The 13,283-nt window shown below is 63.3% G+C and carries 11 protein-coding genes; 7 read left to right on the top strand and 4 right to left on the bottom strand.

Annotated features, from left to right (window positions below; all coding sequences use genetic code 11):
* Window positions 1–365 precede the first annotated feature (365 nt).
* Window positions 366–905, top strand: coding sequence for a TetR/AcrR family transcriptional regulator (locus tag GJV18_RS18440; protein ID WP_160347950.1), 540 nt, complete (start codon window positions 366–368; stop codon window positions 903–905).
* 11 nt (window positions 906–916) lie between these two features.
* Complete coding sequence (locus tag GJV18_RS18435) at window positions 917–1,756, top strand: alpha/beta fold hydrolase (RefSeq protein WP_160347949.1); 840 nt, start codon at window positions 917–919, stop codon at window positions 1,754–1,756.
* Here the strand turns inward: GJV18_RS18435 and GJV18_RS18430 are convergent.
* A complete protein-coding gene (locus GJV18_RS18430; protein ID WP_233280219.1) occupies window positions 1,726–3,591 on the bottom strand; it encodes a sensor domain-containing diguanylate cyclase in 1,866 nt (621 codons plus the stop codon). The genes GJV18_RS18435 and GJV18_RS18430 overlap by 31 nt on opposite strands.
* 231 nt (window positions 3,592–3,822) lie before the next feature.
* Here GJV18_RS18430 and GJV18_RS18425 point away from each other — a divergent pair, with 231 nt between their 5' ends.
* The 3 genes from GJV18_RS18425 to GJV18_RS18415 all read left to right on the top strand — a co-directional run bounded on the left by GJV18_RS18425 (window position 3,823) and on the right by GJV18_RS18415 (window position 6,021).
* Window positions 3,823–4,473, top strand: a complete 651-nt coding sequence (locus GJV18_RS18425; protein ID WP_160347948.1) for a bifunctional 4-hydroxy-2-oxoglutarate aldolase/2-dehydro-3-deoxy-phosphogluconate aldolase — start codon at window positions 3,823–3,825, stop codon at window positions 4,471–4,473.
* On the top strand, window positions 4,470–4,919 hold the full coding sequence (locus GJV18_RS18420) for an acyl-CoA thioesterase (RefSeq protein WP_160347947.1): 450 nt from the start codon (window positions 4,470–4,472) through the stop codon (window positions 4,917–4,919). Before GJV18_RS18425 ends, GJV18_RS18420 begins: the two co-directional genes overlap by 4 nt.
* Before the next feature lie 121 nt (window positions 4,920–5,040).
* Complete coding sequence (locus GJV18_RS18415) at window positions 5,041–6,021, top strand: tRNA dihydrouridine synthase (protein WP_160347946.1); 981 nt, start codon at window positions 5,041–5,043, stop codon at window positions 6,019–6,021.
* 3 nt (window positions 6,022–6,024) lie between these two features.
* Here the strand turns inward: GJV18_RS18415 and GJV18_RS18410 are convergent, their stop codons facing one another.
* On the bottom strand, window positions 6,025–6,771 hold the full coding sequence (locus GJV18_RS18410) for an SDR family oxidoreductase (RefSeq protein WP_160347945.1): 747 nt from the start codon (window positions 6,769–6,771) through the stop codon (window positions 6,025–6,027).
* 126 nt (window positions 6,772–6,897) lie between these two features.
* On the opposite strand from GJV18_RS18410, the gene GJV18_RS18405 reads away from it, so the two are divergent.
* A complete protein-coding gene (locus tag GJV18_RS18405; RefSeq protein WP_160347944.1) occupies window positions 6,898–7,347 on the top strand; it encodes an Hsp20 family protein in 450 nt (149 codons plus the stop codon).
* Between the two features lie 47 nt (window positions 7,348–7,394).
* Here the strand turns inward: GJV18_RS18405 and GJV18_RS18400 are convergent, their stop codons facing one another.
* Window positions 7,395–10,691: a sensor domain-containing protein gene (locus GJV18_RS18400; protein WP_160347943.1), complete on the bottom strand. Its 3,297-nt coding sequence runs from the start codon at window positions 10,689–10,691 to the stop codon at window positions 7,395–7,397.
* 115 nt (window positions 10,692–10,806) lie between these two features.
* Window positions 10,807–11,688 carry a LysR family transcriptional regulator gene (locus GJV18_RS18395; protein ID WP_160347942.1) on the bottom strand — a complete coding sequence of 294 codons (882 nt, stop codon included), beginning with the start codon at window positions 11,686–11,688 and terminating at the stop codon, window positions 10,807–10,809.
* Between the two features lie 161 nt (window positions 11,689–11,849).
* On the opposite strand from GJV18_RS18395, the gene leuC reads away from it, so the two are divergent.
* Entirely contained in the window at window positions 11,850–13,277 is a 1,428-nt protein-coding gene (gene leuC / locus GJV18_RS18390) for a 3-isopropylmalate dehydratase large subunit (RefSeq protein WP_160347941.1), read from the top strand.
* Window positions 13,278–13,283 lie beyond the last annotated feature (6 nt).

Raw genomic sequence — 13,283 nt, 5'->3', positions numbered from 1 at the left:
ACCGCCCTTTCACGGCGGTAACAGGGGTTCGAGTCCCCTAGGGGACGCCATTTTTCCCGCTATGCGGGGTTTTTATTGTCTGTCATCCCTGGCGACCACCCTACGGGTTGTCGCTACGCGACGCTAAAAATCACTCCAGGCGATTTTTTGAAGGGCCATTCTTCGGAATGGCCCTTTTGTTTTTATGGCCTACCATCCCTGGCGGCCACCCTGCGGGCCGTCGCTGCGCGACGTTAAAAATGGCTCCAGGCAATTTTTTGCGCCTCCCGTAGATTTTTCTCGCCGGCCGATCAACGGTCGCATGCAGTACTTGCTTAAATTTATTACGAGCATAATATTTCAATCGTAATATTTTGGAGGCAAGCATGAACGACAAGAAAGCTCAGACCCGCGAGCGCATTCTGGCGGCTGCCAGTTGTGCCCTGCTGCAGCGCGGTCCGGCCGAGCCCAGTGTGAGTGAAGTGATGGGCGCCGCCGGGCTGACCGTGGGCGGTTTCTATGCCCACTTCGAAAGCAAGGATGCGCTGATGCTGGAGGTATTCCGGCAAATGCTGGGGCAGCGCCGCGAGCTGATCGGACAGCTGGATCCGACCTTGCCTGCCGAAGAGCGGCGGGCGCTGATGGCGGCCTTCTATCTGTCACGCAAGCACCGCGACAGTCAGGAGCAGGGCTGTCCGCTGCCCAGCTCCCTGGGTGAACTGGCTCACCTACCCGAAGGCTTTCGTCAGGCATTGGCCGAGTATCTGGAACGTTTGATGGCCGAGTTGGCCGGCAATGCCGAAGAGGCGCCCAAGGTGCTCGCCGATATGGCGTTGATGGTGGGGGGGCTGGCGCTGGCGCGGGCGCTGGGTCCCTGTGAGTTATCCGACCGCGTCTTGCGTGCCGCCAAGTCGGCCATTCTGTGAGGTACTGAACCATGAGCAATATGACCTGGGTACGTGGTTTCAACGCGGCGGTTGGCCATGTGGCCCCCCATGCCCTGGCTGGCAAGATGCGTCGCGCCTTTATGACCCCGCGCGAGTCCTTGCCGCGGGATTGGGAGCTGCCCCTGCTGGCCCAGGCCGAGCGCATCACCCTGCGCTTCGGCCTCTCGGCCCTGCGCTGGGGCAGCGGCCCGACAGTGTTGCTGATGCATGGCTGGGAGGGGCGCCCAACCCAGTTTGCCGGCCTGATCAGGGCTCTGGTGCACGCGGGCTATGCGGTAGTGGCTCTGGACGGGCCAGCCCATGGGCGCTCGCCTGGGCGTGAGGCCAATGTGGTGGTATTTGCCAGGGCTTTGCTGGAGGCTGCCAGTGAACTGCCGCCGCTGCGGGCGGTGATCGGTCACTCCATGGGAGCCGCCAGTGCTCTGCTGGCCACTCAGATGGGCCTGCGTACGCAGAGCCTGGTCAGCATTGCCGGACCCAGTCGGATTCTTACCGTGTTGCGGCGCTTTGCCCGCTATATGGGCTTACCCGCCAGGGCTGGTGCGCATTTCGTGCGCCTGGTCGAGGAAAAGGCCGGAATGCCGGCGGGGCGTCTGGATGTGGCGCACTATCAGCTGGATTTCCCCGGGTTGATCGTTCATGCGGTGGATGATCCAGTGGTGCCCTATGGCGAAGCGGAGGCCATGCACAAGGCCTGGTTCGACAGCCGTCTGCTGCGTTTGGAAGAGGGCGGTCATCAGCGCGTGCTGGCCGATCCCAGGCTGCATCAGGCGGTACTGCAGCTACTGGAAGCGGTGCCTCAGGCTTCGCCTGGCGTGCTGGCTTCGTAACAGCGCACCTGATTGCGTCCGCCGGCCTTGGCCTGGTACAGGGCCTGGTCGGCCTGACGCAGCAGCTGTTCGCGGTCAGTATGCTTGTCCGGTACCAGGGCGCAGACACCGATGCTCAGGCTCAGGGGGATGACCTGCTGCTGGTAGTGGCAGGGGTTTTGCTGCAGGTCGAGACGTAATTGCTCGGCCAGGTCGCGGGCGCCATCTAGGTGGGTGTCACTGAGGACTGCGGCAAACTCTTCCCCACCAAAGCGCGCGAGCAGGTCATTGCTGCGCATGCGTTGTTGCATGCGTCTGGCCGCGTGCTGCAGGCAGGCATCGCCGGCCAGGTGGCCATGGTCATCGTTGACCTTTTTGAAAAAGTCCAGATCCAGCATCAGGATGGCCATGGGCTGACGGCTGCGCCGGGCCTGGGCCAGTACCCGCTCCAGTTCTTCGTTGAGTACCTGGCGATTGAACAGGCCGGTGAGACTGTCATGTCGGCTCAACTCGGCTAGGCGCTGGTTGGCGCTGGACAGCTCCCGCAGGGCTTGTTGCAGGGAAGCAGTGCGCTCCTGCACCCGGGTTTCCAGACCTTCGCTGATCTCCCGTTGCAGCTGCAGGCTCTTGGCCTGCTCCAGGCGCAACTGTTGTTCGTTGGCCAGCAACCGGGCCTGGGCCAGTTGCTGCGCTTGCTGGGCCTGGCGAATGCGTGAACCCAGGGCGATGGAGAAAATCACCAGCTCCAGCAGGCCGCCGATCTGTTGGGCATGCAGGGTGAGCTGGGAATTGGCGATCACCCCGGTGCCGCTGAGGATGCTGAACAGGCTGGCGATGATCAGCATCGACCAGCCCAGGGCAAATAGCTTGGCCGGGCGATAGCCCTGGCGCCAGCGCAGCAGGGTAAAGACAAAGGCCAGCAGGGCGCAGGCCACCAGCAGGGCAAAGCTGCCGATCAGCGCCAGGCTGTAGGGCGCGAGCAGGGCCAGGGCGATAACCAGCAGGCTGGCGGCCAGCAGACACCGGGTGAGGTGCGTATACAGTGGCGGCCCGGCCTTGAGGTCCAGCACGCCGTAGGTAAAGAGAATGCCGAACAGGGTGGCCAGGGCCGAACTGAAGGGGAAGCTCAGCTGCTGCCACCAGAGGGCTTCGGGCCACAGCCACTGGAAGGCAAAGCCCAGCTGAATAAATTGGTAGAGGGTGAAGCTGGCGACAAACAGGCTGTACCACAGGTAGTTGCGGTCGCGGGTGATGATAAAGATCGACAGGTTGTAGATCAGCATCACCAGCAGGGCGCCAAAGAACAGACCCTGGAGTAACAGCATGCGCTGTTCGTGAAGGTTGAAGGTGGCTGCAGTCATCAGGCTGGCGCTGAGGTTGGCCGAGCCCTCGGTCTGCATGCGCAGCAACAGCTCGCGCTGTTCTCCCGGGGCCAGACGTAGGGGCAGCAGCAGTTGCCGGTGTTCGATCCAGCGGGCGCCAAAGGGGCGTTGATCGCCGGCCTGGTAGACCCGCTCGCCATCCAGGCCATAGGCGTCCAGGTGGTCGAGAAGCGGGTTGCCGATCAGCAGTATCCAGTCCTGGGGCTGGGCCGTGGGGTTATGCACCTGCAGGCGCAACCAGTAGGCGTGGCCGTTGTAACCGAAGCTGGCGTCACGCCGCGCCACCGGCTGCCAGGCGCTCCCTGGTAGTTGGCGCACCTGCTGGATATCGGCCAGGCCTTCAGGATCTTCCCACACCTGCATATAGGGGCCAGGCAGGAGCCTCTGTTCCCCTGGCCACAGCGGCATGGGCGTCGCCTGGCTAAGTGCCGGCAGCAGCAACAGGAACAGGGACAGGCGCAGCAGGGTGGTCAATGCAGGTGCTCCATGCGACAGAATGATCCGGGGTCGATAACCGGGGCATTATCCTATGGCCATATGACATACCGATAGCTTAGATGAATCGAGCTGTCGATACGGCCCGCGTTAGGGCTAATTGACTTTTGCGGTGACCGGGGTGATTGACTGGCCTTCCAACGCCCATACAGGCAAGCTGTAGTCGGCGCCGCCAGATAGCGGGGCTGCTAGACAAGCAGGGGAGACACGATGCAACTGACAATGGATGAAGTGCTGCAACAGGCCCGCCCGGTGTTGCCGGTGCTGGTGATCGAGGATGTGGGCCTGGCGGTGGACCTGGCGCGCGCCTTGTATGCCGGTGGCGTGCGTGTGCTGGAGGTGACCCTGCGCACGCCGGGAGCTTTGGATGCCCTGGCGGCCATGCGCAAGGAGTTGCCGGAGCTGCTGATCGGCGCGGGTACCCTGATCCATGCCGAGCAGTTTGCCGAGGCCCGCGATGCCGGCGCTCAGTTTACCGTCAGTCCGGGCTGCACCGAACGCCTGGCCGCTGCAGCGGATGATGCCGGTTTGCCCTACCTGCCTGGGGTGATGACACCCTCCGAAGTGCTGCTGGCGCTGGAGTACGGCTATCGCTCGCTGAAGCTCTTCCCGGCCAATGGCGCCAGCAGCATCAAGATGCTCAAGAGCTTCAAGGGCCCCTTTACCGGTATTCGCTTCTGCCCCACGGGCGGTATCACCCCGGACAACCTGCTGAGTTTTCTGCGCCTGCCCAATGTCGCCTGTGTGGGGGGCACCTGGATCGCCCCGAGCAATCTGGTGCGTGCCCGCGCCTGGGATCAGATTACCCAGCTGGCTGCCGAAGCCCGGGCCTTGGCCAGCAGCCTGGAGCAGCCCCTATGAGCTGGGATCTGGCCAACCCTTTTGTAATCGACATTCAGGTCGGCGCCGAGGATATCGATGGCCTGGGGCACGCCAACAATGCGGTCTATGTCAGCTGGCTGGAGCGCTGCGCCTGGCGCCACTCCCAGTACCTGGGCCTGGACCTGGCCGAATACCGACGTCTGGACCGTGCCATGGCGGTGCTGCGCCACGAAATCGACTACCTGGCCAGCGCTTACGAAGAGCAAGAGCTGCAGATGGCCACCTGGATCGTCGAGTCGGACCAGCGTTTGAAAATGGACCGGCGCTTTCAACTGGTGCGCCCGGAGGATGGCGTGACCCTGTTGCGGGCCAAGACCACCTTCGTCTGCATCGAGCTGTCCAGCGGCAAACCCAAGCGTATGCCGGCGGAATTTGTCGAGGGCTATGGCAAGGCGCTGCAGCCGCCTTTTCCCATGGAGCTCTGAGACGATAGTCGGCCATTCATCCAGGCCCGTGTGCCGCGTACACTACGCGGCGCTTGGCCCGCTGTGCCATCTTCTGAGCTGCACTCCATAGTTTTTACCCGAAACTTCAAGAGCCTGCCCCATGCAAATCGCCCTGGCCCCGATGGAGGGGTTGGTCGACAACATCCTTCGCGACGTGCTGACCCGAGTGGGAGGCATCGACTGGTGCGTCACCGAATTTATCCGCGTCAGCGATCGCGTGTTGCCGGCCAGTACCTACCGCAAGCTGGCGCCCGAGCTGTTCCTGGGGGCGCGTACGGCTGCAGGCACGCCGCTGCGGGTGCAGTTGCTCGGTTCCGATCCCGCCTGTCTGGCAGATAACGCCGCCTTTGCCTGCACCCTGGGGGCGCCGGTGATCGACCTGAACTTCGGCTGCCCGGCCAAGACCGTGAACAAGTCCCGCGGTGGCGCGGTGCTACTCAAGGAGCCGGAGCTGCTGCATGCCATCGTCCGTGAGGTGCGGCGCGCGGTGCCGGCGTCTATTCCGGTGACGGCGAAGATGCGCCTGGGTTTCGAGCACAAGGACGGCGCCCTGGATTGCGCCCGGGCCCTGGCCGAGGGCGGGGCCAGCCAGATCGTGGTGCATGCGCGGACCAAGGTCGAGGGCTACAAACCGCCGGCCCACTGGGAATGGGTGGCGCGGGTGCAGGATGTGGTGGCCGTGCCGGTGTTCGCCAATGGCGAGATCTGGACCCTGGATGACTGGCAGCGCTGCCGTGAGATCAGTGGCGTCAAGGACATCATGCTCGGCCGTGGTCTGGTGGCGTGCCCGGATCTGGCTCGGCAGATTGCTGCCGTCCGGGCAGGGCAGCAGGTATCAGTCATGAGCTGGGGCGAGCTGCAGCCGCTGCTGGCGGATTTCTGGCTGCAGGCGCGGCGCAAGCTGTCACCGCGTTATGCGCCGGGGCGACTCAAGCAATGGCTGGCGATGCTGACCCGCAGCTATCCAGAGGCCACCGAGTTGTTCAACCTGCTCCGCCGGGAAAACGACTGCCTGCGTATTGATGCCCTGCTCGGCATCGACATGCCGGTGTCGCAGCCTTATCAACAGGTCAGCGCCTGATACTCAGCGCCCGCCGCTGATATCCAGCAGTGCCCCACTGGTATAGGAAGCCTGCTCGCTGGCCAGCCAGAGAATGGCTTCGGCCACCTCACTGGCCTGGCCCCCGCGGCCCATGGGCACGCTTCGGCTGACCCGGGCCACCCGCTCAGGTTCGCCGCCGCTGGCATGAATTTCAGTGGCGATCACCCCCGGCCGCACCGCGTTGACCCGGATGCCATCGGCCGCCACTTCCTTGGCCAGGCCCAGGGTCAGGCTATCGATCGCGCCTTTGGCCGCGGCATAGTCGATATATTCCTCGGGAGCCCCCAGCCGTGCCGCCATCGAGGACAGGTTGACGATGGCGCCGCCGCTGCCACCCTGGCGCGTCGACATGCGTTTGATCGCCTCGCGGCAACAGAGAAAGCTGCCGAACACATTGGTGGTAAAAACCCGCTGCCAGCGCGCCAGGTCCATCTGCTCCAGGCGCATCTGGGGCTCCAGCATGCCGGCATTGTTGACCAGTACATCGAGGCGCCCAAACTGCTGATCGAGGCGGGCGAACAGCTGCATTACCTGGCGCTCATCGCCCACATCGGCCTGTACGGCAATGGCCTGGCCGCCCGCCTGGATGATCTCTGTTGCCAGCGCCTGCGCCGCCGCCGCTTGGCGCTGATAATTCAGACACAGGGCATAGCCCTGGGCGGCTGCCAGCCTGGCGGTGGCGGCACCGATGCCACGGCTGGCGCCGGTAATCAGCATGACTTTGCTCATCGACCTGCTCCCTGTAAGAAAATTTTGCACAGGCTTGAAATCTAACCGAGGCGCCACATTTTCAGCATTGTGGGACGCCGCAAGCGGGTCCCGCACCTTAACTCGCTGAATATCAGGAGAGACGCCATGAGCACCGCATTTTCCATGACCCCGTTGTTTCGTCAGTCCGTGGGTTTCGATCGTTTCAATGACCTGTTCGAGTCGGCCATGCGCAATGAGTCGGCGGGCAGCAGCTATCCGCCCTATAACGTCGAGAAGTACGCCGACGATCAGTATCGTATCGTCGTCGCCGCCGCCGGCTTCCAGGAAGAAGACCTGGAACTGCAGGTCGAGCGCGGTGTGCTGACTGTGACCGGCGGCAAGCGTGATACCAGTGCCGAGAACGTTACCTATCTGTACCAAGGCATCGCCCAGCGTGCGTTCAAGCTGTCGTTCCGCCTGGCCGACCATATCGAGGTCAAGGCCGCCAGCCTGGTCAACGGTCTGCTCAATATCGATCTGGTGCGCATCGTGCCGGAAGAGGCCAAGGCCAAGCGTATTCCCATCGGCAGCCAGCACCCGGCCTTGCAGCGTTAAGCACGGCTAGAAACGAACAAGAGCACCTTCGGGTGCTCTTGTTCGTTTCAGCGCGGGCCGGTTGGGTGGTTGTGCTGCAGGAGCTGGCGGAAGGCCTCCAGGGGTACCGGTTTGCTGAACAGGTAGCCCTGATAGTGATGGCAGCCCTGTTGCTGCAGGAAGTCCAGCTGATCGGTCTGTTCCACCCCCTCGGCGATCATGTCCAGGCCCAGGCTGCGGGCCATGGCCACGATGGCGCGGATGATTTCCGCATCGTTGGCGTCCAGGGTGGCGTCGCGGACGAAGGACTGATCGATCTTCAGCACATCCACCGGCAGGCGCTTGAGGTAGGTCAGGGAGCTGTAGCCGGTGCCGAAGTCGTCCATGGCAAAGCTCACCCCCAGGCGCTTGAGGCGGTTCATCTTGGCGATGGTGTCGTCGATATTCTGGATGACGATGCCTTCGGTGATTTCCAGCTTGAGCATGTTGGCTGGCAGCTGGCTGCTCACCAGGCTGTTTTCCACCCGTTCGACAAAATCGTGCTGGCGGAACTGCCGTGGGCTGATATTGACGCACAGGCTGAAGCTCTGCGTATCGGCCAGCCCCTGGCGCAGCAGTTCGGCACAGGCATGGCAGGCTTCGGCCAGGACCCAGCCACCCACTTCGAGGATCAGGCCGCTTTCTTCGAGAATATGGATAAACAGGGCCGGTGACTGCTGGCCCAGGGTCGGATGGGCCCAGCGCAGCAGCACCTCGGCGCCGGTGATCAGGTTGCTGCGGGCATCCACCTGGGGCTGGAAGTGCAGCTCGAACTCGCCCCGGGCCAAGGCCAGACGCAGGTCGTTTTCCAGGCGCAGGCGTTCACTGGCGGCCTGTTGCATGGTCTGGCGGAATAGCTGGATGCAGTTGCGCCCCGAATCCTTGGCTCGGTACAGGGCAATGTCGGCGCGCTTGAGCAGGTCGGCCGGGGTGTCGCCGTGATCGGGAATCAGGGCAATGCCGATGCTGGGGGTGACTTGTAACTGGTGACCGTCCAGCAGCATGGGTTCGGTCAGCAGTTGACGCAGTTTTTCCGCGACAACCCGCACTTGCTTGACGACGGTCGAGCGTTTGCCTTCCAGGCCTGAAAGCAGCACGACAAATTCATCGCCGCCCAGGCGCGCCACTGTGTCCTCCTGGCGCACGCTGGACTCCAGGCGTGCAGTCACCAGCTTGAGCACGGCATCGCCCACCGGGTGGCCGAGCGAGTCGTTGATGTGCTTGAAATGGTCGAGGTCGAGAAACAGCAGGGCGCCGCGCAGCTCATGGCGTTTGAGCAGCGCGATCTGTTGAGTCAGACGATCAAGCAGCAGGGCGCGGTTGGGCAGGTTGGTCAGGGAGTCGTGGTAGGCCAGGTGCTGAATCTGTGCCTGGATGCTTTTCAGCTCACTGATGTCGCGGGCGGTCAGCAACAGGCAGGCCCTGCCATTGAGTTCGATGGGCTCCACCGACACTTCCACCAGCTTGATGGTGCCGTCGCGGTGCTTGCCATGCATTTCCATATGGTAGACATGGCCGTCGTTGATGATGCGCTGCACCATCAGCTCGCGTTCGTGCGGATCGGCCCAGACGCTGAGCTCGTTGGCGCAGCGGCCGATGACCTCGTCGGCCTGATAGCCCGTGAGGCGGCAGAAGCCCTGGTTGACTTCGATATAGCGACCCGTATCGCGCTCGGTGATGGTGATGGCGTCGGGGCTGGAGTGGAAGGCCAGGGCGAACTTTTCCTGGCTGGCCTTGAGTGCGGCCTCGGCCCGTTGGCGTTCGGTAATGTCGCGGAAAGTGGTGAGAATACAGGTCTGTTCACCCACCTGGATGGGCCGCGAGGAGACCACGCACGTCAGGCTGTGGCCCTTTTTGTCGCAGAACTCGGCAATTTCGTTATGCAGGCTGCCATCACGCCTGATCTGTTCGTACAGTTCGGTGCGTCGCTCCAGATCGGCCCACAGCGCGATATCCATCATGCGCCGGCCCACCACTTCTTCCGCTTGCCAGCCGAAGGTCTGGCAGAAGCTGGCGTTGACCTCCAGGGCGATGCCGTCGGGCAGTGTGGTCAGGCTGACCGGATCGGGACTGGCCTGGAACAGGGTGGAGAATTTTTCCTCCGAGGCGCTCAGGCTCTGCTCGCGCAGCACCCGCTCGGTAATGTCCATGAGAATGCCGGCCATGCGCAGCGGTTGGCCCTGGGCGTCGCGGTAGAGCTTGGCGGTGCTCTCCAGGTAATGCACCTCCTGGTTGCCGTAGATGGCGCGGTAGGTAACCTGATAGGACTCGCTTACCCCCTGCAGCAGGTTGTTGTAGTGCTGGCGCATGGCCTGCCGATCTTCCATCGGCACGAAGCAGAAGAATTTGCGGAAATCATCATGGAAGGGCTCTTCGGCCAGACCGTGCAGCTTGGCGGCGCGGGCTGAGCCGAACAACATGTTGCTGGGGATATGCCAGTCCCAGGTGCCGAGTGCGGCCGAATCCAGGGCCAGGTCGAGGCGCTCCTGGCTGTCCTTGAGGGCTTGTTCCTGCTGGCGCTGCTGGGTGACATCGCGTAGCGACAGTACCAGGCAGGGGCTGCCGTCGAGTACCACCTCACCGCCGAACAGCAGGTTGCGCCGTAGGCTGCCGTTGCGGTGGTAGAGACTGACCTCCAGGCCGTTGAGCTGGCCCTTGGCGATGGCGTCGAGCATGCGTCGACGGTCCTTGGGGGCGGCCCAGATGCCCAGTTCCACCGAGGTGCGCCCAAGGGTCTGGGAGCTGTGCCAGCCAAATTGGCGCTCAAAGCCGGCATTGACCTCGATAAAGCGCCCGGTGCTCTTTTCGGTGATCACCACGGCGTCGGGCGTGAAGTTGAAAGCCTTGGCAAACTTCTCTTCGCTGCTGCGCAGGGCCTGTTCCCGCTCCCGTTGGCGGGTGATATCGCGGATCACGCCCATCACCCGCGGCTTGCCATCGGCATCGTGCTGCAGGCTGCCGGTGATTTCCAGCCAGTGCAGGCTGGCGTCGGGCCAGATGATGCGATGCTGGAAGGCCTGGTTGGGATTGCCGGCGAGAATCTGTTCGAACAGCTTGAGGATGCCGGGACGATCCTCCTCGGGAATCAGCTCGATATAGTCGACCCGTTCTTGCAGGGGCTTCTTCGGGTCCAGGCCGAACAGTGCCTGAGCCCCACGCGACCAGTTGACCCGGCCGCTTTCGATATCCCAGTACCAGGTGCCGAGGCGCGCGCCATTGAGGGCGCGCAGCAGGCGCGGGGCATCGTTCCAGGTCTTCTCGAACTCGGCGGGGTCAAGGGCTGGAATAAAGGGCAGGGGCGGGCGGCGGTCAGTAGGGCTGGACACGGTAGGCCCTGCCTGTGGCTGATTGATGGACTGCGCCGCGCAGTAGGCGACTGAAATGGATCATGCACCGGCCTTTTTTATCGTTATAGGCCCACGTTAGCTTCTTGCTGCGGGTCTATGCAAGGCTGTCGGCACGGCTGTCGAGCAGGGTCATAAAGGCCCGGGCGGCATTCGACAGGGTGCGCTCGGTATGGCTGATATAGCCCAGCTGACGCGACAGCTGGATACCCGGTAGCGGCAGGCGAGCCACCTGCTCGTCGAGCATGGTGCGCGGCAGTACGCTCCAGGCCAGGCCGATGGAGACCATCATCTTGATCGTCTCCAAATAGTTGGTGCTCATGGCGATATTGGGTGTCAGCCCCTGGGCCTCGAACAGGCCCTGCACGATATGGTGGGTAAAGGTGTTGCCGCCGGGGAATACCGCCGGGTGGCGGGCCACGTCCGCCAGACTGATGCGGCCGTTGCGGGCCAGGGGGTGCTCGGGGGCGGCGACGAAATCCAGGGGGTCGTCCCAGACCGGCACGGCATGTACCGGCTCGCGGGTTTCCGGCGCCAGGGTGATCACCGCCAGCTCGGCGCGACCGTGCAGCACTTCTTCATAGGCCACTTCCGAGTCGAGAAACTGGATATCCAGTGCTACGCGCGGGTACTGGCGGGTAAAGGTGCGCAGCAGCGGTGGCAGGCGGTGCAGGCCGATATGGTGACTGGTGGCCAGGGTCAGGCGGCCGCTGACCTCGCCAGACAGGTTGGTCAGGGCGCGGCGGGTGTCGTCCAGTACATTGAGAATCTGATAGGCCCGCGGCAACAGGGCGCGGCCGGCTTCGGTCAGACCGATCTCGCGGCCCAGGCGGTCGAACAGGCGCACGCCGAGTTGCTGCTCCAGGCTGGCGATGCGCTTGCTGACCGCCGGCTGGGTCAGGTGCAGGCGTTCGGCCGCGTCGGAGAAGCTGCCCAGTTCGGCGATGGCGATAAAGGCATTGAGGTTGGCCAGGTCCATAACAGCAGCTCCAGGCTTGCGGCATCTAATGATTCCTGTTTGGAATCGTTAGGATAAAAAATATGAATTTGAGTTATTCGCTCCGGAATCATAGCATCTCCATGCATAAGCCAAAGGGCTATCCGCCCAGGCATAGAAAGACGCTGATGAGGGACTCGCTGATGGCCGGCAAAACGCTCTACGACAAGCTCTGGGAAATGCATGAGGTCAAACGTCGCGACGATGGTTCGTCGCTGATCTATATCGACCGTCATATCCTCCACGAGGTGACTTCACCCCAGGCCTTCGAGGGGCTGCGTCTGGCCGGGCGCAAGCCGTGGCGCATCGACGCCAATATCGCCACCCCGGACCATAACGTGCCGACCACCAAGGCCGAGCGCCAGGGAGGCCTGGAAGCCATCGCCGACGAAGTCTCGCGCATCCAGGTGCAGACCCTGGACGAGAACTGCGACGACTTCGGCATCCTCGAATTCAAGATGAACGACGTGCGCCAGGGCATCGTCCACGTGGTCGGCCCGGAGCAGGGCGCCACCCTGCCGGGCATGACCGTGGTCTGTGGCGACTCGCACACCTCCACCCACGGCGCCTTCGGTGCGCTGGCCCATGGTATCGGCACCTCCGAGGTCGAGCATGTGCTCGCCACCCAGTGTCTGGTGGCCAAGAAGATGAAGAATATGCTGGTACGCGTCGAAGGCAAGCTGCCCTTCGGCGTAACCGCCAAGGACATCGTCCTGGCGGTGATCGGCAAGATCGGCACCGCAGGCGGCAACGGCCACGCCCTGGAGTTCGCCGGCAGCGCGATCCGCGATCTGTCGCTGGAAGGGCGCATGACCATCTGCAACATGTCCATCGAAGCCGGGGCCCGCGTCGGCCTGGTGGCGGTGGACGAGAAGACCATCGCCTACGTCAAGGATCGCCCGTTCGCGCCCAAGGGCAGCGACTGGGACAAGGCCGTGGCGCAATGGCAGAACCTGGTGTCCGACGCCGACGCGGTATTCGATACCGTGGTCGAGCTCAAGGCTGAAGACATCAAGCCGCAGGTCAGCTGGGGCACCTCGCCGGAAATGGTCCTGGCCGTAGACCAGAAGGTACCGGATCCGGCCGTTGAAGCCGACCCGGTGAAGAAGGATTCGATCACCCGCGCGCTGAAATATATGGGCCTGCAGGCCAATCAGGCCATTACCGATATTCGTCTGGATCGCGTCTTTATCGGCTCCTGCACCAACTCGCGGATCGAAGATTTGCGCGCCGCCGCCGAGGTGGCCAAGGGCCGCAAGGTCGCTGCGACCGTCAAGCAGGCGCTGGTAGTGCCGGGTTCCGGCCTGGTCAAGGCGCAGGCCGAGGCCGAGGGGTTGGACAAGATCTTTATCGACGCGGGCTTCGAATGGCGTGAGCCGGGCTGCTCCATGTGCCTGGCGATGAACCCGGACAAGCTGGGCAGCGGCGAGCATTGCGCCTCGACCTCCAACCGCAACTTCGAAGGCCGTCAGGGCGCCGGTGGCCGTACCCATCTGGTCAGTCCGGCCATGGCTGCGGCGGCGGCCGTCACTGGCCATTTCATCGACGTGCGCGAACTGATCCGGCCTTAAGGAGTA

This window comes from Pseudomonas xionganensis, from assembly GCF_009763245.1.
Classification (GTDB): Bacteria; Pseudomonadota; Gammaproteobacteria; order Pseudomonadales; family Pseudomonadaceae; genus Aquipseudomonas; species Aquipseudomonas xionganensis.
This window is presented reverse-complemented; position numbering and strand designations above follow the sequence as displayed.